Origin of the sequence: Collimonas sp. OK307 (genome assembly GCF_900113705.1) — a bacterium.
In the GTDB taxonomy this organism is placed as follows: domain Bacteria; phylum Pseudomonadota; class Gammaproteobacteria; order Burkholderiales; family Burkholderiaceae_D; genus Collimonas.
This window is the reverse complement of sequence record NZ_FOQI01000014.1, coordinates 45478-66546: the sequence shown is the minus strand read 5'-3', so window position 1 is coordinate 66546 and position 21069 is coordinate 45478. Positions and strand designations below refer to the sequence as shown.

Annotated in this window: 23 protein-coding genes; 14 read left to right on the top strand and 9 right to left on the bottom strand. The window is 56.3% G+C overall.

Annotation, left to right across the window (positions count from 1 at the left end):
• The 5 genes from BM205_RS17560 (at window position 1) to BM205_RS17540 (ending at window position 7478) form a co-directional block, all read left to right on the top strand.
• Window positions 1-1992, top strand: a complete 1992-nt coding sequence (locus BM205_RS17560; RefSeq protein WP_092416160.1) for a branched-chain amino acid ABC transporter ATP-binding protein/permease — start codon at window positions 1-3, stop codon at window positions 1990-1992.
• Window position 1993: 1 nt separating this feature from the next.
• Window positions 1994-2719, top strand: a complete 726-nt coding sequence (locus BM205_RS17555; protein ID WP_092416159.1) for an ABC transporter ATP-binding protein — start codon at window positions 1994-1996, stop codon at window positions 2717-2719.
• 191 nt (window positions 2720-2910) lie between these two features.
• A complete protein-coding gene (locus tag BM205_RS17550) occupies window positions 2911-3750 on the top strand; it encodes an N-acyl amino acid synthase FeeM domain-containing protein (RefSeq protein WP_175511307.1) in 840 nt (279 codons plus the stop codon).
• Window positions 3751-3906: 156 nt separating this feature from the next.
• Window positions 3907-6837: a putative bifunctional diguanylate cyclase/phosphodiesterase gene (locus BM205_RS17545; RefSeq protein ID WP_092416238.1), complete on the top strand. Its 2931-nt coding sequence runs from the start codon at window positions 3907-3909 to the stop codon at window positions 6835-6837.
• 41 nt (window positions 6838-6878) lie between these two features.
• Window positions 6879-7478, top strand: a complete 600-nt coding sequence (locus tag BM205_RS17540; RefSeq protein ID WP_092416158.1) for a LysE/ArgO family amino acid transporter — start codon at window positions 6879-6881, stop codon at window positions 7476-7478.
• 117 nt (window positions 7479-7595) lie between these two features.
• Here the strand turns inward: BM205_RS17540 and BM205_RS17535 are convergent, their stop codons facing one another.
• From BM205_RS17535 to BM205_RS17515, 4 genes are all read right to left on the bottom strand, one after another.
• The gene (locus BM205_RS17535; RefSeq protein ID WP_092416157.1) at window positions 7596-8048 is read right to left on the bottom strand and encodes a chromate resistance protein ChrB domain-containing protein; all 453 of its coding nucleotides are present in this window, start codon (window positions 8046-8048) and stop codon (window positions 7596-7598) included.
• A gap of 110 nt (window positions 8049-8158) precedes the next feature.
• A complete protein-coding gene (locus BM205_RS17530) occupies window positions 8159-9322 on the bottom strand; it encodes a chromate transporter (RefSeq protein ID WP_092416156.1) in 1164 nt (387 codons plus the stop codon).
• Between the two features lie 2 nt (window positions 9323-9324).
• Window positions 9325-10284 carry a chromate resistance protein ChrB domain-containing protein gene (locus BM205_RS17525; RefSeq protein WP_254783938.1) on the bottom strand — a complete coding sequence of 320 codons (960 nt, stop codon included), beginning with the start codon at window positions 10282-10284 and terminating at the stop codon, window positions 9325-9327.
• 311 nt (window positions 10285-10595) lie between these two features.
• Complete coding sequence (locus BM205_RS17515; protein WP_139227308.1) at window positions 10596-10976, bottom strand: hypothetical protein; 381 nt, start codon at window positions 10974-10976, stop codon at window positions 10596-10598.
• A 96-nt stretch (window positions 10977-11072) separates the two neighbouring features.
• On the opposite strand from BM205_RS17515, the gene BM205_RS17510 reads away from it, so the two are divergent.
• Window positions 11073-11552 carry a VOC family protein gene (locus BM205_RS17510; protein ID WP_092416153.1) on the top strand — a complete coding sequence of 160 codons (480 nt, stop codon included), beginning with the start codon at window positions 11073-11075 and terminating at the stop codon, window positions 11550-11552.
• A 40-nt stretch (window positions 11553-11592) separates the two neighbouring features.
• Here the strand turns inward: BM205_RS17510 and BM205_RS17505 are convergent, their stop codons facing one another.
• Entirely contained in the window at window positions 11593-12039 is a 447-nt protein-coding gene (locus BM205_RS17505) for an SRPBCC family protein (protein WP_092416152.1), read from the bottom strand.
• Window positions 12040-12178: 139 nt separating this feature from the next.
• On the opposite strand from BM205_RS17505, the gene BM205_RS17500 reads away from it, so the two are divergent.
• The 3 genes from BM205_RS17500 to BM205_RS17490 are packed head-to-tail and all read left to right on the top strand — an operon-like array spanning window position 12179 to window position 13412.
• Window positions 12179-12502, top strand: a complete 324-nt coding sequence (locus BM205_RS17500; protein WP_092416151.1) for a Dabb family protein — start codon at window positions 12179-12181, stop codon at window positions 12500-12502.
• Window positions 12503-12511: 9 nt separating this feature from the next.
• The gene (locus tag BM205_RS17495) at window positions 12512-12940 is read left to right on the top strand and encodes a PaaI family thioesterase (protein ID WP_092416150.1); all 429 of its coding nucleotides are present in this window, start codon (window positions 12512-12514) and stop codon (window positions 12938-12940) included.
• A gap of 46 nt (window positions 12941-12986) precedes the next feature.
• Window positions 12987-13412, top strand: coding sequence for a GNAT family N-acetyltransferase (locus BM205_RS17490; protein ID WP_092416149.1), 426 nt, complete (start codon window positions 12987-12989; stop codon window positions 13410-13412).
• Between the two features lie 28 nt (window positions 13413-13440).
• On the opposite strand, the gene BM205_RS17485 is transcribed toward BM205_RS17490, so the two are convergent.
• Genes BM205_RS17485 through BM205_RS17470 form a run of 4 tightly spaced genes read right to left on the bottom strand, consistent with a single transcriptional unit; the run spans window position 13441 to window position 17045 of the window.
• Window positions 13441-14868 carry a CoA transferase gene (locus BM205_RS17485; RefSeq protein WP_092416148.1) on the bottom strand — a complete coding sequence of 476 codons (1428 nt, stop codon included), beginning with the start codon at window positions 14866-14868 and terminating at the stop codon, window positions 13441-13443.
• Between the two features lie 53 nt (window positions 14869-14921).
• Window positions 14922-15713: an NRDE family protein gene (locus BM205_RS17480; RefSeq protein WP_092416147.1), complete on the bottom strand. Its 792-nt coding sequence runs from the start codon at window positions 15711-15713 to the stop codon at window positions 14922-14924.
• Window positions 15704-15997, bottom strand: a complete 294-nt coding sequence (locus BM205_RS17475; protein WP_092416146.1) for a DUF4936 family protein — start codon at window positions 15995-15997, stop codon at window positions 15704-15706. The genes BM205_RS17480 and BM205_RS17475 overlap by 10 nt, the downstream gene beginning before the upstream one ends.
• A 7-nt stretch (window positions 15998-16004) precedes the next feature.
• Entirely contained in the window at window positions 16005-17045 is a 1041-nt protein-coding gene (locus BM205_RS17470; protein ID WP_092416145.1) for a CAF17-like 4Fe-4S cluster assembly/insertion protein YgfZ, read from the bottom strand.
• A gap of 123 nt (window positions 17046-17168) precedes the next feature.
• Between BM205_RS17470 and mltG the strand changes: the two genes are divergently transcribed.
• The 5 genes from mltG (at window position 17169) to BM205_RS17445 (ending at window position 20938) form a co-directional block, all read left to right on the top strand.
• On the top strand, window positions 17169-18149 hold the full coding sequence (mltG, locus tag BM205_RS17465) for an endolytic transglycosylase MltG (protein ID WP_092416237.1): 981 nt from the start codon (window positions 17169-17171) through the stop codon (window positions 18147-18149).
• A 114-nt stretch (window positions 18150-18263) separates the two neighbouring features.
• Window positions 18264-18881, top strand: coding sequence for a dTMP kinase (tmk, locus tag BM205_RS17460; protein ID WP_092416144.1), 618 nt, complete (start codon window positions 18264-18266; stop codon window positions 18879-18881).
• A gap of 46 nt (window positions 18882-18927) precedes the next feature.
• Window positions 18928-19968: a DNA polymerase III subunit delta' gene (locus BM205_RS17455; protein ID WP_092416143.1), complete on the top strand. Its 1041-nt coding sequence runs from the start codon at window positions 18928-18930 to the stop codon at window positions 19966-19968.
• 20 nt (window positions 19969-19988) lie between these two features.
• Complete coding sequence (locus tag BM205_RS17450; RefSeq protein WP_092416142.1) at window positions 19989-20369, top strand: PilZ domain-containing protein; 381 nt, start codon at window positions 19989-19991, stop codon at window positions 20367-20369.
• Between the two features lie 56 nt (window positions 20370-20425).
• On the top strand, window positions 20426-20938 hold the full coding sequence (locus BM205_RS17445) for a GNAT family N-acetyltransferase (RefSeq protein WP_092416141.1): 513 nt from the start codon (window positions 20426-20428) through the stop codon (window positions 20936-20938).
• Window positions 20939-21069: the final 131 nt, after the last annotated feature.

Genomic DNA, 21069 nt, shown 5'->3' with positions numbered 1-21069 from the left:
ATGAATAAAAAACTATTTGCACTGGCGGTAGCCGGCATCCTGTTGCTGGTGGCCTTTCCGCAGGTTATTCCGAATCCGTATTACATCCACCTGGCCGAGACCATCCTGATTTACGCCATCCTGCTGTTCGGCCTGGATATCGTGGTCGGCTATACCGGCCAGGTCTCGCTCGGGCACGCGGGTTTGTTCGGCATTGGTTCCTACACTACCGGTGTGCTGGTGTTCAAGCTCGGCTGGCCATTTCTGATCGCCGCGCCCGCCAGCCTGGCGGTTACCGCCATATTCGGCGCCGTCCTTGCCTTGCCTGCATTGCGGGTGACCGGTCCTTACCTGGCCATGGTGACGCTGGCGTTCGGCACCATCATCCAGATCCTGATCAATGAAATGAGCTTCCTGACGGAAGGTCCGATGGGGATCAAGCTGAACAAGCCGGATTTCTTTGGCCATCGGCTCGATGAAGTGGAATATTTCTACCTGGTCGCCGCCTTGATGGTGTTGTCGCTGATTGTGGTGCACCGGATCGTCAAATCGCATCTGGGACGCGCCTTCCAGGCGTTGCGCGATAGCCCGATCGCCTCCGACTGCATGGGGGTCTCGGTGTATCGCTACAAGGTGATTGCGTTTGTGATCAGCGCTGCGCTGGCCGGGTTGGCGGGCTGTCTCTACGCCTATTCGGAAGCATATATTTCGCCGAATACCTATAACTTCGAATTAACGATCCTGTTCCTGCTGGCGGTCATCATGGGTGGCCGCAAGAGCCGCACCGGGTCGTTGATCGGCGCCTTGATCGTAGTCATGTTGCCGAGCTTGCTGGCAGACATTGAATTATTCCGTCAGATAGCTACCGTCGCGGCAGTAATCGGCGTGCTGGCAAGCACCTTCCTGTTATGGAAGAAACGCAAAACCTTGCGCGAAGTGGCGGTGCCGCTGGTGGCGACTATCGGCATGGCGATTTTTTCCTATCGGCTGGAAAATATTACCGACTGGCGCCTGACAGTATTCGGGTTGATGACGTTGTTCGTGGTGTATTACCTGCAGGACGGGATTGTCGGCTTCGCGCGCAACCTGTTGGGTCATAAGGCGGTTGCTGGCGGCAAGCAGTCAAGCGTGGTTGCAGCTGGCGGGCAAGCATGGGCGCCAGCCGCCGGCAGCGTTGCAGTTGGCACTACCTTGTTGAGCGGCCAGAAAATACTGATGCAGTTCGGCGGCCTGAAGGCGCTTAACGAGGTCAACCTGGATGTCGTCAAAGGCAGCGTGCATGGCTTGATCGGACCGAACGGCTCGGGCAAGAGCACCATGATGAATGTGCTTACCGGCATCTACAAACCGACCGCCGGCAAGGTCGTGTTCAACGGCAAGACGATTTCCGGTTCGACACCGTCGGCAATTGCGCTTGGCGGCGTCGCCCGCACTTTCCAGAATGTGCAGTTGTTCGGTGAAATGACGGCCACTGAAAACGTGCTGGTCGGCCTGCACCACACTTTCCGCAGCAATATATTGGATGTGATCTTCCATACGCCACGTTATCGGCGTGAAGAACAGGCGGCACGAGAACGCGCCGCCAGCATCTTGCAATTCGTCGGACTGAGCGGGCTGGCCGCTGAAGAGGCGCGCAATCTGCCCTATGGCAAACAACGCTTGCTGGAAATCGGCCGCGCACTTGGCTTGAATCCGGAATTGCTGCTGCTGGACGAACCTGCCGCAGGCTTGACCGCGCCAGATATCAAGGAGCTGATCGCGATCATCCAGAAGATCCGGCAGCATGACATTACGATCATCCTGATTGAACATCATATGGATGTAGTCATGTCGATTTCCGATACGGTGACGGTGCTCGATTTCGGTCAGAAAATCGCTGAAGGCAAACCGGCTGCGGTGCAAAGCGATCCTAAGGTGATCGAGGCCTATCTCGGTGGCACTGCCGGCGAAGCTGCCGATGAAGACGATACCGCCCATGGCGCGCCATCCACATCCAACGCAGCGGGGTCATAAGATGCTCTCGATTTCGAATTTGCATGCCGCGTATGGCAAGGTTGAAGTACTGCACGGCATTTCGCTGGAGGTGCCAAAAGGTAAAGTGGTAACGTTGATCGGCTCCAACGGCGCCGGCAAGACCACCACCATGCGCGCCATCTCCGGCATGATCAAGGCCAAATCCGGCAGCGTTACTTTGGCCGGCGTCGACGTTACCGGCCTGGCTTCTCATAAAATCGCCCGTGCCGGACTGGCGCATTCACCTGAGGGGCGGCGTGTGTTTGCCACCATGAGCGTGGTCGATAATCTGCTGCTCGGCGCCTTCCCGCGGTTTACCCGCCTGCGTCCGCGCGGCGACATCAAGCTCGATCTGGAACGGGCGCTAGAGCTGTTTCCGCGCCTGAAAGAGCGTCAAAGCCAGCTGGCCGGCACCTTGTCGGGCGGCGAACAGCAGATGCTGGCAATGGCGCGCGCCGTCATGCTCAATCCGGAAGTAATTTTGCTGGACGAGCCATCGATGGGACTGGCGCCGATCCTGGTGGAAGAAGTGTTCCGCATCATCTCCCGCCTCAAGGAGGAGGGCGTGACCATGCTGCTGGTTGAGCAATTTGCGGCCGCCGCATTGAATGTCGCCGATTACGGTTATGTGTTGGAAAACGGGCGGATTTCAGTGCATGGCCCGGCAGAAAAGTTGAAGAGCGACCCGGCAGTCAAAGCAGCCTATTTGGGAGGCGGGCAGCATTGATGCATGCCATTTATTTCCTCAAGGAAAATATTTGGTCAAATAAATTGTTTTTAGGCAATTATTTGTAGCAAAGGCGGGACTGTAAACAGGGTTTAGTTTTCTACAGTGTTCCGAACGTGAGAATCTGGCAATACCGCGATGCAATTGATGCATAAAGCGGCTAACCATGTTTTCACTTCGGAGCACTCAAAATGAAACAAGACCAGATAGCAAACACGTTCTCCTATCACAGCGAGGACAGCTTCATTTCATCGTCTTTTCCTGGAGGCGTTACTACCGCAGCGCTACCGGAAGAGCGCCTGCCATTCACCATCAAGATAGTGAGCGACCAGCAGGCTTTGCAGAAGGCCGTGGGAATTCGTCATGCGGCATATAGCCGTCATCTGCCCGAGCTTGCACAGAACCTGCTGCACTTCGAGGCGGCGGATCTTGCGCCGGATACGATTGTGCTGCTGGCCGAGTCCAAGCTCGACGGTTCATCGTTAGGCACGATGCGTATTCAAACCAATCGTTTCAAAGCCTTGGGACTGGAGCAGTCGGTCACTTTACCGGATTGGTTGCAGGGTCGCAGCCTGGCGGAGGCGACACGGTTAGGCGTCACCTCGAATCAAATTGGCAAGGTCGTCAAGACCATGCTGTTTAAAGCCTATTTTGAATACTGTGTCGAAAATGGCATTGACTGGATGGTGATCACTGCACGTTTCCCTTTGGACCGGCAATATGACGCCTTGCTGTTCCAGGACGTTTTTCAGGGGCGGCAATTCATCCCGATGCAACATGTCGGTAATCTGCCTCATCGCGTGATGGCATTCGACGTTGCAACAGCCCGTCAGCGCTGGGCTGCTGCCGGTCATCCGCTGTTTGGGCTGATATTCGAGATGCACCATCCGGATTTGATGTTGGAATCGCCACCCCATATGCTGGCAGATCAATTCAATCAGGTAAACTACGATAGGCCGGCGGGGCAATTGGACACCCGCAAGCCCGCAAGTAAGTCCGCAAGTAAGCCCGCGAGTCAGCCATTTAACTAGGTATTGCTAAAACGTACCAATGAGAGGGTGTTATTGTTTGTAGTAAAAAGAAATAATGTGTCTTTTTTTTGCAGTACAGTAGAACCCTCTCACTCTACGGATATGAAGTTTATGTGGCTTTTTCATGCCGATACGCCGAAAAAATTTAACAGGAACATGAAGCCCCAAGACTGGATGGGGTTTTATTTCTCGGTTGTATTGGTGCCGGTGCTGGTTGCCGTATTCACGATCATCGCGTTCGCTACGCTCGACAGCCATTTCGGGCATAGCGATCCGAGTCCTTCGCCGTTCCATGTATTGAGCGATCCCGAACAGCGCTTGCTACCCGTGCAGGCATTGCAGGAGTTGGCGGCTACGCCGTTGCAAACCGGTAGCAATACGCAATTGCTGGAGACGCCGTTCTGGTTTTCGTTTTTGGTGCCGGCAGCCACAGATTCCGGGCAGACCGTGGTCGAGCTGCCTTCGCGTCATGCGCAACAGTTGAGCTGTTGGGACGGCGCCAGCCAGCGTTTACTCGGAACGGCCAGCCGTGACGGGGTGGAAGGCCAGATCAAAGCTGAAAAGACCGGGTTCATCTTGTCGTTCGCTCCCGGCGCGCTACCGCTTAACTTGCTGTGCAAGAGCGTCTTTTCCGGTCCCGCGCGGATTTCAGTGCGCCTGTGGACACATACCGATTTCGAACAGTCGCAAAAAGAATTTTTCCGCGGCATTGGCTTGATGGAAGGCGGACTGCTGACATTGACCTTGTTTGTGCTGGTGGCGGCATTTATCAATCGCGAGTGGATGTATGTATTGTTTGCCATCTGGCTGCTGGGAAATCTGCGCCTTGGCGCAAATGCCATGGGATGGGACGCACATTGGCTGATATGGACCATTCCGAATCAATGGCTGCCCTGGGTCCGCAAAATCACATTCGCAACCTACTACGTTGTCACGTTCACTTTGTTCGGACGATTGTTCCAGGCTGAGTTGAAGCAGGTCGGCTATGTTTTCTTGCAAAATGTTTTGCGCTGGCTGGGACTGAGCCTGCTGGCCGCCGCCGTGGTTCTGCCGTATCAACGCTTTCTTCCGGTTTTGTGGGGCTGGACGATAGCCGGTATCGTCATATTGGTGTTCCTGCTGGCGCGCATCGTCTGGAAGGCGCGCACCCGAGCGGTGCTGTGGTATTGCGCATCCATGTTCATGGTGTTGTTTACGCGCGTCGATGAAGTGATCGCCGCCGCGTTCGGTATCAAGACTCTGGACGAAGTGCCCAACAACGTGATCGTGGCATTGTTGTCGAGCTTGATGGCGTCGTTCGCCTTTGCAGAACAAATGCGAGCCGGAAAACGCGAGCTCGCTTTGGCGCAGGCCGAACTGCGAACTACCTACGAGGTAACGCCAATCGGCTTGTTTACGTTGGCTGCGGACGGGAGTTTTGTGCGCACCAATCCGGCCCTGGAAAAGATCCTGAGGCATGATGTCAGCGGTCAGCCGATGGGGAAGTGGGATGATTATTTCGAACCCGGCGGGCGCGAGAAATTGCTGCATATCGTTTCCGCAGGCGGCAGCAATGAGGCAGAACTGCGCGGCATCGCCAATGCAGATGGCGAGGCCAGTTTTTACCTGGTTACCGCCACCTTCGCCAATGGCCGCATCGAGGGATCCTTGCAAGACATTACGGATCGGTCCCAGACTGTGCAGCGCTTGCGGTTCTTTGCCGAGCATGACCCGTTGACCGCTGTCCTTAACCGCCGCGGCATTGAAATCATGCTGGAACAAGCGATCGAACGTCAGGCCGATGACCGGCCGCTGGCGTTAGCCTATCTCGATCTGGATCGCTTCAAGCTGATCAATGATCTGTTTGGCCATCAATCCGGCGATGAGGTCCTGAAGCAGTTGTGCCAGCGGGTGCAGGAATTGCTGACGGGCGACAGTTACATAGGCCGCATCGGCGGCGACGAGTTCATCATCCTGTTCCGGGATAGAGATATTGGTGCTGCGACTGATATCTGTCGCGCCATTGTTCAAAAAATCAGCTACCAGTCGTACCACATCGGCGCCCGCGCATTCCAGGTAAAAGGCTCGATAGGGCTGATTGAAGTCGATGCAGGCATGCGCGTCCAGGATGCCATCTCAGCCGCCGATCGCGCCTGCCGGGAAGCCAAGAAAGCGCACGATGAGCATATTGTGGTGTATCAAAAAAATGCGCCGGTATTCCGCGAGCGGCTGGAAGAGCTCAGTTTGATAGAGCGCCTGGGCGGAGAATTCCTGCCGGCAGGTTTGTTTGTCGAAATGCAGCCGATCATGTCGTTGCGCGAACCCGAAGCTTCGCTCAATTTCGAAGTACTGCTGCGGCTGCGCGATGCCGACAACAAGGTGGTGCCGGCAACCAAGGTGGTTGCGGCTGCAGAAGAAAACGGCAACATTGCGGTGATTGACCGCTGGGTCATGAGCACGGTGCTGGAGTGGCTGGCACAGCACCAGTCGCAGTTGCCGCTGACAAAATTTGTCTGCGTGAATTTGAGCGGCGCTTCGCTGAACGATGAAAGATTCATCCAGGATCTTTTTGTAATACTGGGTAAACATCCGCAAGTGGTGCCCATGCTATGCATCGAAATCACCGAAAGCGTCGCGCTGCACGATCTGGAGCATACCAGCCGCATCATTCAACGTTTGCAGGCGCTGGGCGCAAAAATCGCATTGGACGATTTCGGTGCCGGCTATACCTCGTTCACTTACCTCAAGAGCTTGTCCGCAGATGCCTTGAAAATTGACGGTGCTTTCATTCAAAGCATGAATACGCACCCGGCCAATGAGGCGATTGTCGAAGCCATTGTCGAACTGGCGCGCAACCTCGGCATGAAAAGCATCGCCGAGTGGGTGGAGGATTGCGCGATGATCGAAGCACTGGCAAAGCTGGGCGTCGATTACGTGCAGGGTTACGTGGTGGCCAAGCCGCAATCGCCGCAAGCGATACTGGCCGCCAGTTCCGCCGCCAGCTTCATCACCGATCCAGCCTTGGCCCGGTTTGTATCCAGCAGGCGCATCGACGGCCAGTCGTGGGGCGAAAGCGATGAAGACTTGCCGGCCACGGGTTTGCACTAGGCGACCCGGAAGCGATATGATTACAATTTCATAAAGTCTTTATGAACGCTGCAATCTCTGGTTTTTCCCTCGGTCTTTCACTCATTCTCGCCATCGGTGCACAAAATGCCTTTGTTCTCAAACAAGGGCTTAAGCGCGAGCATGTTTTCCTGGTTTGCCTGACTTGCGCGGCTTCTGACGCCATCCTGATATTGTTCGGCGTAATGGGCCTGGGCATCATCATCGACCGCGCGCCGTGGCTGATGCCTGTCATGCGCTATGGCGGCGCTGCCTTCCTGATCGTGTACGGCGCGAAAAGCTTCATCACCGCCTGGCGTTCGTCAGACGTGCTGCGGCAGGCCGATGACATAAAAGCGGCTTTGCTGCCAACGCTGCTGACTTGTGCCGCGCTCACCTGGCTTAATCCGCATGTCTATCTCGATACCGTGCTGCTGATCGGTTCCGTTTCAACCCAGTTTCCCGGCGAAAGAGGCCTGTTCGCCGCCGGTGCAATGCTGTCGTCGTTCGTCTTCTTTTTTTCGCTGGGTTATGCCGCTGCGTGGCTCCGGCCGATTTTCGCCAAGCCGATGTCGTGGCGGGTACTGGAGGTTGTTGTCGGCATCACGATGTGGGCTATTGCTTATAAATTGCTGAGCGAATAGATGCATATGCGGGATAGATTGATCGGGGCAGCCTCTACGCAGTTGGAACCACAGCGTTCGCTGGGAACGCCGCGCCATGAGCCTTGCGGCACATTTAATTTAAAGAAATACAATGTGTCACATTTTCGGCGGCCAATTATGTGTCTCATTTTGGCATCGCTTGCACCACGCGTAGAGAGCGTCATACATCACCATGCCCTGTTTTAGCATCTCATGGTCATCATCGAAATTTTGCGACAGCCCCAGCGACAAGGCGTATAACCCGGCAGATTGCGGCGTCAGATCTAGCCGCGAGGTGTCGGCGCCGCGCACAATAAGCGCGAGCTGGCTCAACGCAGGATCGTCAAGTTCGTATTTCTTGAGGAAGGCATCGAAACTGCACAATTCTCCGTCATGGGTCAATTCCACACCTGGTATGTCGTAGGGAATCGCGCCGATTTCATTGGCAACGCGCAGCACGTCACCAGGAGGAACATAGAGGAATTCGGGTTGCTGATCGATAAAGCGAGCCACCAGCCACGGACAAGCGATGCGGTCGATCTTTGGGCGCTCGCGGGTAATCCATTTCATGATGCTTCTCCTCTATTTCAAATGTCACGCCTACGCTTTTGACACTGCAGCAATCCGGCTCGCCACCATGTCCCACTGTATGTTTTTGAATAGCTCCTGGTGGTGTCAGGTCAGTGATGTAGCAATGGGTACACCGCGATCCCGATCAGTGCCGCGCCAATCACGATGATTGGTTCAGGCAGTTTCTTGAATTTCCATAGCAGCGCGGCAGTTGCCAGCGCCAACAGTGCGGTGGGAATGTCGATAATTGACCTCTGTGCAATCACCACCACCGAACCAGCAATCGCGCCAATGGCGGCCGCTGTGATGCCATCGACGAAGGCAATCAGTGCGGGCAGCTTGCCGTATCTCTTGAAGTACGGTGCAGCGATGACAGTCGCCAGGTAGCAGGGCACAAATGTTCCTACGGCGGCCAGAACGGCGCCTGGCAGACCACTAATCAAGTAGCCGATGAAGCCGGTAGTGATCACCACCGGTCCGGGCGTAATCATGGCGACGGCCACGGCGTCGACAAACTGCTTTTCGGTAAGCCAGTGATGTTCAGTCACAATGCCACCATAGAGAAATGGCACGATGGCCAGGCCCGAGCCAAACACGAAGGCGCCGGCTTTGGTGAAAAAGAGTGCAATCTGAATCAGGGTGTTGGCATCCGTCGCCGACGCGAGGGCGATATTCGGCAACTGCGTCGGCAACAGCACAGCTAGGCTCGATGTACCGAATCTAGGTTTGCAGCGAATCAACCAAACCAGGACGCCCGCGCCAATGAACAGCAAGGAAATTTCAGACTGCGTGATGATGGTCACGGCCGCCAGCAATAAAAAGATACCCCACAACAGCTTGTCGCGCCCCAGGTTCTTGCTGGCAAGCTTATGTGCGCTTATTGCCATGATGCCGATCACGGAAGCACCCACGCCATAGAAAACGGATTGCATCCAGGTTAGCCCGCCGAACGCCACATAGGCCCATCCTAACGCAACCACCATCAGGAACGATGGCAACACGAAGGCAAGTCCTGCCACTGTCGCGCCGAGCAACCGGAAATGTACGAATCCCATATAAATTCCGAGTTGCGCGGCCAGCGGACCGGGCGCGATCTGCGCCAGCGCTAATCCCTCTTTGTAGTCCGACTCGCTGATCCAGCCGCGACGCTCGACCAGGTCCCGATGCATATAGCCAACCAGTGCAACCGGCCCGCCAAAGCCAAACGTGCCCAGGCGCAGAAAGTACAGGATCAACTGCCACAAGGTGTAAGTCGGTTTACTCGTTTGATCCATGATTACGATTCCTGTTGCGGCGTGGCTTCTTGTTGAAAGGCAGTCAGCAGCCCATCGAACACATTGCTGGCTGTCGCCAGAAGTTGGTCGTCATCGGAGATGGCTTTGCGCAGCCCCGCGAGGACGCTTTCTATTCCTGCCGACTCCGGCGGCTGCACACCGCCAACATCAAGGTAATGCACTAGCGCGCCAAGACGCTTGAGCGCTGCTTGCTCAAGGCCGAAACTCGCCAGCAGCACCTCGAAACTGACACGGCTTCCTACATGGCTGAAGGTCGCGCCGTCGAAGTCAAAACCCAAGGCATCGGCGGGACAGTCGCTCGGAGATGCCAGCCACAACAGCCGCGCTTTTGGATCAATGAAGCGACGGATCAGCCAGGCACAGGCCAGCCGATCCACCCAGGGACGGCGCCGCGTTGCCCAAGTGCGTCCCTGGTATTGTTGCAATGACAGAAGGGAGATGGTTCCATGGACTGGATGAGGTTCATCCGGCGCCAGCACGCGGGCTGCTGTCAGCTCCAGCTCCTGGAGGGTTGCGTCGGTTTGTCGTTGCGCTTCACCGGGGAAGAAGTCGATATCGGCAAGGCCAGCAAAGGATTTACGCAGCTTGCGAATCTGCTTGAGCGTTTCCAGTACGGTGTCGGCGGTGAGTGTTTCCTGTGCCTTGGCGGTGTCTGCCAACAATGCCGCGTAGTCCTCGCTGCGGTCGAATAGTCCAACAAAATTAGCGCCATCGGGCTCTTCAACGCGCAAGACAAAGGCGGTGCCGCCGCCAGACAGTACATCAGCAGCGACTGTCTCAAGCATGTTACGGCAGGTTTCGCGCTCCGGCATCAAATAAACGCCGTCGCGCAAGACGGCCGCGCCGCTCGCCTTAAGTGCTCTCCAGGCACGCATGCGGGCCGTTGCGTTCTCTGTTGGAAGGCTGGTAATGAGTAAGAGATATGTGTTCATGTAGGTAATCCTACACATTCGTATTGATATCTACAAGTTTAGTTTTTTTGTGAAAATTCAAAGCAGCTGATTTCGTTACTTCACAGCTTCGGGAACATAGGCCAACCCGAATCCGGCCAGCGCTGCTGTGACAATCTGAGTGCTTGTGTTGAAGACAAGTTGGCCTTCGACGCGCACATTCACCTCATGCCCCTTTTTCTCAAATTCCCAAGCATATTCTGGAGTTGAGGCGCCTCCCAAATCCTGATCTGGCGGCCGGATGCTCAACGTGTACCGCAAGCATTTAATTTTCCGCCTACTTTTTTAGTACCACGCCACCCTCAAGCACGTAGCGCGGCCAATACGGAGCGGGTGGGCATGATGGTTGCGACAAGGACAGGAATAGAAAAATGTAATTTCGCGAATGTTTGACCAATTAATATTTCTGGGGTGATGACCTTTTCATTCAAGCGACAGCGCCGAATTCTGGAGGCCTCTTTTTCAGAGGTGGAACGTAAGCCGAGACTCTCTGCGCAATAGCTGTTTTTCACAAAGAGCAACCTTGGCAGGTCAGCTGGCAATTTTGTAAAACGACAATATCCGCTTTTGGCGAAGTGTTCGCACGCGAGAATAATTTTGGTCGCAATATAGAAAATCTTATGATTAAGTTGCGCCGCAAGATTAATCAAAGGGGACAGGAATTTTCCCGGCACTATTTTCACGAAATTAAATCGAAGAAACGTGTGGCCTGGCAACTCAGCCCAAATGTTGATGGGTGAGTGGGGTCCCTTCATCTGTTCCAGTTCAGGAGAACCAACATGGTCAGCAAAAACACGATTTGTCTTTGGTTCGACGGCGCCGCACTGGACGCCGCGACGTTCTACGCCGAGACGTTCCCGGACAGCGCGGTGGGGGCAGTCCATCGCGCGCCTGGCGACTATCCGGCGGGGAAGGAGGGCGCGGTCCTGACGGTTGAGTTCACTGTGATGGGCATTCCTTGTCTCGGCCTGAACGGTGGTCCGGCGTTCAAGCCCAACGAGGCTTTCTCGTTCCAGGTCGCGACCGACAACCAGGCCGAAACCGACCGCTTGTGGAAGGCGATTGTCGGAAACGGCGGCCAGGAAAGCGCGTGCGGCTGGTGCAAGGACAAATGGGGATTGTCATGGCAGATCACGCCACGCGCCCTGACGGCCGCGATCGCCGATCCTGATCGTGCTGCGGCCAAGCGTGCGTTCGAAGCCATGATGACGATGAGAAAGATCGACATCGCTGCAATTGAAGCGGCTCGGCACGGTTGAATCCGCAATCGGAATCGGAGATCGTCGTACCGACAACTTATTACCCGGGAATCTCGGCCTCAACCAATTGCGCAAGAAGAGTGAGCGATTCCTGCCATCCGAGATAACATGCCTCGGGGGGAATGGCTTCCGGTATGCCTTCTTGCACAATGTTTACTTCAGTGCCGCAGGAGACTTTTTGTAAGGAAACGGTCGTCTGCATCTTCCCCGGCAAATTAGGGTCGTCGAATGTGTCCGTATGCCGAATTCGTTCGTTCGGTATCAGCTCGAGATACTCGCCGCCAAAGGAATGGCTATTTTTCGTGGCGAAGTTCGCAAACGACATTTTATAGGTGCCGCCCACTTTCGCATCAAGATGGTGGACCTTGCCTGTGAAACCATTTGGCGGAAGCCATTTAACCATTGCGTCGGCATCAAGAAACGCTCGATAGATTCTCTCCGGAGGTGCCCGGAGCACGCGATGAAAGCGAACGGTATTCGTAGCCATGATTCCTCTGCCTTTCCCTGTGATGAGATGACTGATTTTGTCAGGATTTACGGTATGAGCATACACCTGAGGCGCCTGACCGGTAAAATGGCGGCAGACGCTAAATGCGCTATCTACCCAACACTGAACAGAGAATCTTATGAGTGCGACCCCTGAATTTACCCTTAAGCACATTGTATTCTGGAAATTGAAAGAACATGCCGAAGGCGCCGACAAGGCCAGCAACGCTTTGCAGATGAAAGCCATGTTGGACGGCTGCGCCGGCATAGTACCGGGCATGCTCAAATTCGAAGTGGCGATTGCCCAGCCAGGGCTGGAAGCAACCTACGACGTGGTGCTCAATTCCGAGTTCACCTCCCAGGCGGCACTGGATGCCTACCAGATCCATCCGACCCATGTGGCGATCAAGCCATTTTTCGGAGCGGTGCGGGAAGCGCGCCAATGCATGGATTACCTGAGCTGATCGGTGACCATGTTTCCTTCACATATTTTCCCTATCGATAATCCATTCCTGACCTATCTCGGGGTTGAATTCGTCGAAATGGGCGATGGCGCGGCCGAACTGGCGTTGACTTTGCAGCCGCACCACATGAATAGCTGGCAAGTCACTCACGGCGGGGTTTCGATGACTATGCTGGATGTGGTCATGGCTTTGGCCGGTCGTTCGCTGTATCCGCAAGCCGAGGCGGCAGTCACGGTTGAAATGAAAACCAGTTTTCTGCAACCTGCCGGACAAACCGGCGCCCGCATCGTGGCCAAAGGCCGCGCGTTCCATCGCTCCACCACCATGTGCTTTTGCGATGCCGAGTTATGGCACGGCGAGCATCTGGTGGCGAAGGCGATGGGGACCTTCAAATATCTCAAGCATCATCGTGCGGCGCTGAAGATCAAGCCGGGTTGATGTCAAACAGAAAACATAAATAGAAAAATTGAATAGGACAGCAGCCGTGAAATTTCACCTGACAGTCGATAACTGGACAGCCCAGAAAGCCGACGCCCGCGCAGTACGTTTCGATGTATTCGTCATTGAACAGAAAATTCCGGTAGAGCTGGAATGGGACGACATGGACGAGCACTGCATACATGCAGTCGCCTATAACGAATCCGGCCAGGCGATCGGCACCGGCCGCCTGCTGCCTGATGGCCACATAGGCCGCATGGCGGTGCGTTTAGCCGGGCGTGGCCAAGGCATAGGCGCCGCCATCCTGGAAGCCTTGATGGCACAAGCGCGGCAACGCGGCGACGCTGAAGTGGTGCTGAACGCCCAGATCCATGCTGAAGCGTTTTACGGACGCCATGGCTTCAGCCGCGATGGCGAGGAATATTACGAAGCCGGGATCCCGCATATTTGCATGCGCCACGTGTTTGCCTGATTAGCGCAAGGCTCGGTTTATAAGCTTGCTACCAGCTAGGCGCATCGGTTCCCAATGGCACCGATGGCTGGCTCCAGTGTGCCGGTGTCAGTGATAATTTCCCGGCATGACCGACTGCAGTTAGCCGGCCAAAGCCCGATGCACTCTGTTCCAGCAGATCCTGAATCTGTTCAAAGCTTATATCGGCAGTCGCCAGGCCGTTCTCGACCCGCCCCAGCTGACGTAGCCAGTGACCGGTTTGCGCCAGCGATACCTGCACATGCCAGCTGCCGCCTTCGGTGACCCGGCGCGCCAATGCCGTCATGGCGCCAGCCGCCATCAGGTATCCGGCGGCGTGGTCCAGCACCTGCATCGGCAGCGGTTTCGGTTGGTCGCTGTGCGCTGCCTGTGCTTCGGCATGGTTGAAGCCGCTAGCGGTTTGCACCAGTGAATCGAAACCGCGGCGCTCGGCCCACGGTCCGACATGGCTATACGCCGATAGCGAAACATAAACGATGCCGGGATGTTTTTTTGCCGCCGCCTCGGGGCCGAAGCCTAGTGCATCGAGTCCGCCCGGGCGGTAGCCTTGCACGAAAATGTCAGCGTCATGCAGCAAATGGCTGAGCGTCCGATGATCGTCCGGCTGCCGCAAGTCGAGCTGGCATGAGCGTTTGCCGCGGCCGGTGTCAATTACCAACGGGCCGATGGCCGGCAGTTGCGGTGCGGTCACCAGCAAGACATCTGCACCATGCGCTGCCAGCGTACGGCCGCAGACCGGTCCGGCGATGATGCGGGTCAGGTCGAGCACCCGCACGCCGTCCAGCGGCCGTTGCGCTACCGGAGGGCGTAGTTCGCGCGGCGGTGCATCGCCGATTCTTTCTATGGTGAGCAGCGGCAGTGTTTGCACCGCCAGTCCTTGCGGGTGGCGATCCCACTCCTCGAACGAGCGCATGGCGGTGACTACCAGGCCGGTGCTGGCCGCAGCGTCCTCGAAACCCTCGGCAGTCCAGCTTTGCAGCGCTTGCCGCACGCTCTCAACCGTATGTTCGCATTGCAACAGCCTGAGCACACCATCTCGATGATGCGGAAAGTTGGTGTGCAGGCGTACCCATTTACCGTCGCCGCAGCAATAGGTGCCGGCGATTTTGTCCCAGATCTCATCGCTGCGGGCGTCATTGATCCGGAAGTAGCGTTCGCTGCGGAACTCGGCCGCGGCATGGCGCATGTCGACGCTTACCTGTTGCTGTTGCTGGCTGCGCAATTGCCACAGCTGCGCAGCTGACAAGGCCGCTACGGCAATGCTGGCCTGGGCAGCAGTGCCGACTGCGAACGATGACGGCAATATCGGCTCGCTGCCGCTCAGCGACAGCTGCGACAAAGCAGCATCCGGCTGGCCAAGGGTGCGCCACAGCTGCTGCACAACATCAGATGGCGCAAGCGTCGCTTGCGACGAATTCGGATCGGATGACAGCAACATGATCTGCTCCCTGAATGTGACAACTGAGTGCGGCGGTGCCCGTGCGCGCTATGTCAGCGCGTACAGCGGGATTCTGATGGCGATTTAGCGTGGGTATGTATGCGAGACGGTGAATCGGATGGCGTCGCCACTCTTTCATGCAGCATGGCGCTGCCGTTGGCCCTGATTCTCACCAGCGTCGAGGCGCGCGTGCCGTAATCGGGCGATTCGATAAATACGGCCGACAGCACGCGTTCCAGTTCGATGTCGATTCCGGTGGAGGGCAGCCGGCAGTCGCCGGCGCGGGTGGTGTCGCTCAGCATGTCAAAGAAGCAGGCGTCAGGCGCACCCTGGCACAGCAGGCTGGCAAATTGCGCTTTGGTGCGTACCACTTTCGGCCAGCAACCGTCTAGCGATGCGTTTGACAAACCGTAGATGCCAGGTGGCAGCGGCTGGCCGTTGCGGGCGTCTTCCTCATGCTTGTTGGAATACCAGATCAATTCCTTGCCATCGCCGACCAGCAGATTGAAGCCATTGTATTTTGCGGCGTCGCCGCTAATGTCGGCGATATACTCTGCAGCCGTTTTTTTACTGCCCAGAAAATCCGACACCAGCGTACCGCGGGTAGGTGCGTCAGTACGCCGTTCAGCCGGCGCTCGCACATTGGTGATCGCGGCAAAGCGGCCGCCGCGGGTGATGCCGATCCAGGTGCCGCCGTCTTGCAGATCGCGGCCGGCGTAGATATCGGGCCGGTCTTCCCACCAGTTGGCGGGTGCGGTCGGGCGCGCATAGAATTCATCGCGGTTGGCGGCGGCTATCAAGGGGGAGCCAGGAATCACTTGCCACGCAAAAACAATCAAGCACATGATGAAATATTCACAAAAAATTCAGTATGACGAGGGCCATCGATAAGGGCTGCGAGGCCATGCTGGGTAACCGCCTGTTCGATAATGTCGATGAAATCCGGCGGCACCGAAGAATACACCTCCATCCAGGTGTGATGTTCATCTTTAATTTCGGGGCTGCGCTTGAGGGCGCTGGCGACCTGGTATTGCAATGAAAGCCCGGCCTGCATTGCCGCCGCAGCAGTGTCGAATTGCTGGGCGTTGGCGGCGGCTACGCGGTAATAGATATAAAGATCGGTACTCATCGCGGGCTCACGCTGACAGTTCCGCATCCGTTACATCTACGATTGAATAGGGCAGCGCCTGGAAATGCAATTGCGCGCCACTCACCGATCCTACGTGTACCGTACCGTTCTCCAATGCAGCCAGCTTGATCTCCAGCAGGCAGCTGCTGGCACCGGCGCTATCGGCCTCGGCATTGACGATCATGCCGCATGGCTGGTCCGGATCGGCACTGGAAAATACTTCAGTGCCGGCGGTAATGCCGGTCGCTGCGACGCTGGCCAGGACGGCGCGGCGCTTGAGTTTGCCAAGATATTGGCTACGCGCGACAATTTCCTGCCCCGGATAACAGCCTTTTTTGAAATTAACGCCGCCAATCACTTCAAAATTAATCATCTGCGGCACAAACTGTTCTTGTGTCGGCAGGGTAATTTGCGGAATGCCGGCCTGGATTTCGCGCAAGCGCCAGGCTGATGCAGCAACCGGCTGCAAGCTATCGCTCAGTTGCGGCCAGGCGGTGATTGCATGCCCGGCGCTGGTGATCCATTGATAGCGTGGCGCGGAATTGGCGTCGGCGACACGGATCAAGGTGCCGTAGTCGTTGTCGATCTTGGCATAGGGTGCGTTTGGCAGCGTTGGAAACCAGGGGGTCAGCGCCGCGCCAGCTACATTGCCTGCCAGGCCTATCACGATGTGCGTATCCGTCACATCCGCCAGCTTGGCTTTGGCGCGCATGACAAACATTTGCAGGCGCTTCTGGATAGCGGCTTGCAAGTCGCGCGGCAGTTGCAAAAAGATAGTGTCGTTGCTCTTCCACATCAGGAAGGTGGCCAGCAATCGTCCTTTCGGCGAGCAATAACCGGCCAGCCGGGCTTGTCCGGCGGCAAGATTTTGGACGTCATTGGTAAGCTGGGTATGCAGGAAGCTGGCAGCTTCCTCTCCGGTAAGCGCGATCAGGCCGAGATCGGTCAATGGTGCAAAAAAAGATGCGCCGGCATCGATCGTTGCGGGCAGCGTCTCCAACGCTTGTTGCTGGGCAAAATCCAGCCAGTTATTTGTTATTTTATTCATAAATTGTAGGCATTCTCGAAACAGCGATTATCATATTGGGTTGATTATAGTGATGTCGCAAAAAAAGCGTTGGAGTCGGCCGTTTTTGCGAGATGCCTGAAAACCATTCGGAGCGAACCGGTCTTGTTTAAAAAACTATTGTTGAGCGTGATCTTGTTGGGCGGGCTGGGCGTTGGCGGCGTGGCTTATTGGGCGCAGAAGCCAATTTTCGATGCCGGTGCGGTGCGGCCGTTCACGATCAAACCAGGTAGCACTTTGGCAAGTTCGGTGCAGCAGATCGACGAGGCCGGAGTCGGCGTCAATCCCGAGTTGCTGGAATTGCTGGCACGGGTGACCGATAAGGGCGGTAAATTAAAAGCCGGTAGTTATGAGTTGAAACCCGGCGCCACGCCGTTGCGCTTGCTGACGCAACTGGTGCGCGGCGAGTTTGCGCAAGAATCGCTGACAGTCATCGAAGGCTGGACTTTCCGCCAGATGCGGCAGGCAGTAGCGGCGCAAACCTCGCTGAAGCACGATACCGCAGCGTTGTCCGATGCCGAATTGCTGGCAAAAATCACGCCCGACTACAGCATGCCGGAAGGCTTGTTTTCCCCCGATACCTATTTGTTTGCAAAGGGTTCGAGCGACCTGCAGGTCTACAAGCAGGCCCACAGTTTACTGATCAAACGCCTCAACCAGGCTTGGGATGGGCGCGATGCATCGCTGCCCTACAAGACGCCGTACGAGGCCTTGGTGATGGCGTCGATAGTCGAAAAGGAAACCGGCCGCCGCGCCGACCGCACCACGATTGCCGGCGTATTCATCAACCGGCTCAAGATAGGCATGCTGCTGCAGACTGATCCGACCGTGATTTACGGCATGGGCGACCAATATCAAGGCATCATTCGCAAGCGCGACCTGACAACAGATACACCTTACAACACCTATACCCGGCCCGGCCTGCCGCCGACGCCGATCGCCTTGCCAGGCGCGGAATCGATCAGCGCCGCCATGCATCCGGCGCAGACCGACGCCTTGTATTTCGTGGCACGGGGCGACGGCAGCAGCCATTTCTCGAATAATCTGGGTGAGCATAACCAGGCGGTCAATCAATATCAACGGTAGTGATGGCGATGCGCGATAATTGCGGTATTAACCCGCGGTATTAACCCGCAGTAATAACCCGCAGTATTGGCTGGTTTTCTTCAAAACCGCATAAGCAACTCAACAGGCAAGGCAATGGCATCAGGAAAATTCATCACATTTGAAGGCATAGACGGCGCCGGCAAGTCGACTCATATCGGTTTTGTCGCGGATCTGTTGTGCAAGCACGGTTTGAAGGTCGTCACCACTCGCGAGCCGGGCGGCACCGAGCTGGGAGAAACGCTGCGAGAAGTGTTGTTGCATCAAAAAATGCATCTGGAGACGGAAGCGATGCTGATGTTCGCCGCGCGTCGCGAGCATCTGGCGCAAGTGATAGAGCCGGCCCTGGCACGCGGCGACTGGGTGATTTCAGATCGGTTTACCGACGCCACTTTCGCCTACCAGGGCGGCGGCCGGAAATTGCCGTTGGCTAAACTGGAAGCGTTGGAGCAATGGGTGCATCCGCACTTGCAGCCGGACCTGACCTTGTTGTTCGACGTGCCGCTGGAAGTGGCGCGGACACGCCTGGACGCGACCCGCACGCTGGATAAGTTCGAGCAGGAAAAGGCGGATTTCTTCGCCGCCACGCGCGCTGAATATCTGCGCCGTGCCGCCCAATTTCCTGAGCGTTTCCAGGTTGTCGATGCGACTAAAACGATTGCCGAAGTCCGGCAAGCGTTGGCGCACATTGTTTCCAGCCTGTGCGCCGGGTAAGCACCATGCCGATGACGATAACGTTCTATAAGCGAAGCGTAAATCAATGAGCAACTCCTTGTTCCCGTGGCAGGACGGCGTCTGGCAGCAGCTGCAGCAAATGCGCGCACGCTTGCCGCACGCGATTCTGTTTCACGGCGCTGAAGGTATCGGCAAAACCGTTTTTGCCGAACTGTTCGCGCAATCGCTGCTGTGCGAACAACCGCAGGCGGACGGCCATGCCTGCGGCGTATGCGGTTCGTGCGGCTGGTTCATGCAATACAACCATCCCGATTACCGGCGTGTGCGACCGGAGATCCTAGACGGCGAGGATGCGGGCGATAGCGACGAAGGCGGTGATGCCGGCGATGGCAAAAAAACTGCCAAGTCAGCCAAGGCGCCGTCCAAGGAAATCAAGATCGACCAGATCCGCGCCTTGTCCGGCTTCATGAATATCTCCACCCATCGCCAGGGCCAACGCGTGGTATTACTCTATCCGGCCGAAGCGCTGAATACCGCCGCCTCGAATGCCTTGTTGAAGACACTGGAAGAGCCGCCGCCAAACACCGTCTTTCTGCTGAGTTCAAATAGCCTCGACCGTTTGCTGCCGACCATTTTGTCGCGTTGTCGCAAATTCGCCATGCCGCTGCCGTCGCGCGAGCAGGCCATGGCCTGGCTGCGCCAGCAAGACGTGAAGGATGCAGACGTCTGGCTGGCAGAGCAGGGCGGCGCGCCGCTGACTGCTTACGCGCAGTCGCAAAGCGAGGGACGCGAGCTGATCGATGAGTTTTTGCTGCATTTGACCAAGCCAGGCATAGACGGTGCGTTGAAATGTGCCGAGCATTTGCAGAAAACCCCGGTCGCCGAGCTGGTCGGCTGGCAGCAGCGTTGGCTATATGACCTGTTTTCCTTTAAATTATGCGGCACAATCCGGTATTATCCTCGTTACGAAAAAGCCCTCGCAAGCCTGGCCGCCAAAGTTGAAACCGGTTCTCTGTTGCGGGCGCTGAAAAGCAGCAATGAACGTCGTGCAATTGCAGAACACCCTTTATCGGCGCGGCTCTTCATTGAAGAGATGCTGTTGGACTACGCCGCAATGTTTGCTTGAATTTTGCTTATAGGATAGCGATGGCAGAAAACTCTACAATCCCGGCCGAGCCGGTCAAATTAGCCCGGCCTTCGGTCTTGTCGCTGGTGATCAAGGAGAAATCCGCCTTGTATGCCGCATACATGCCGTTCCTGATCAACGGCGGCATCTTTGTGCCAACCAACAAGAGCTACCACCTCGGCGACGAAATCTATCTGATCTTGAGCCTGATGGACGATGGCACCAAGTATCCGATTGCTGCCAAAGTGGCGTGGATTACACCTAAGAACGCCAACAATAACAAGGCGCAAGGGGTCGGCGTGCATTTTCCGGACGACGACAGCGGCCAGCGGCTGCGCAAGCGGATTGAAGAAGTGCTGGGATCGGCGCTGGGATCGGCACGTCCAACGCATACTTATTGATGCCGGCCAATGCCGACATCAATGCATCTTTGAATTACTGATTCGAATTACAAATTATGGATTACAACTTTAGATTAGCCGGCCAACAGGATTTGCCGGCGATTGTAGATATCTACAACAGCACCGTCGCTTCGCGCGAAGTTACTGCCGATACCGAACCGGTCAGCGTGGCATCGCGCCAAGCCTGGTTCGACCAGCATAACGCCGATCGGCGCCCGCTGTGGGTGGTGGAGCAGCAGGGCGCGGATGGCACGGCCTCGATTCTGGGCTGGCTATCGTATTCCGATTTCTATGGGCGTCCGGCCTATGCCGGCACTGCCGAGCTGTCGATCTATATCCATGAAGATGCGCGCGGCAAGGGTATCGGCCGCTATCTGCTGGGGAAGGCGATTGAACATGCGCCGGCCATCGGCGTGCATACCTTGCTCGGTTTCATTTTCGGCCACAATCAAGCCAGCCTGAAACTGTTCGACGCTTTCGGGTTCGAGCGCTGGGCCAACATGCCGCGGGTCGCTACCCTGGACGGCGTAGAGCGCGATCTGGTCATCCTGGGCAAGCGCGTCGCATAAGACGCTGTTCCTTGCAATATATCTCGGGGAAGGCATTTAGCCTTCCTTTTGTTTTTTCATTATTATTTTTCGCCTGCCTCGATCAATATTGTCTGATCAATATTGTCTGATTGATCATGTTCGTCGGCGCT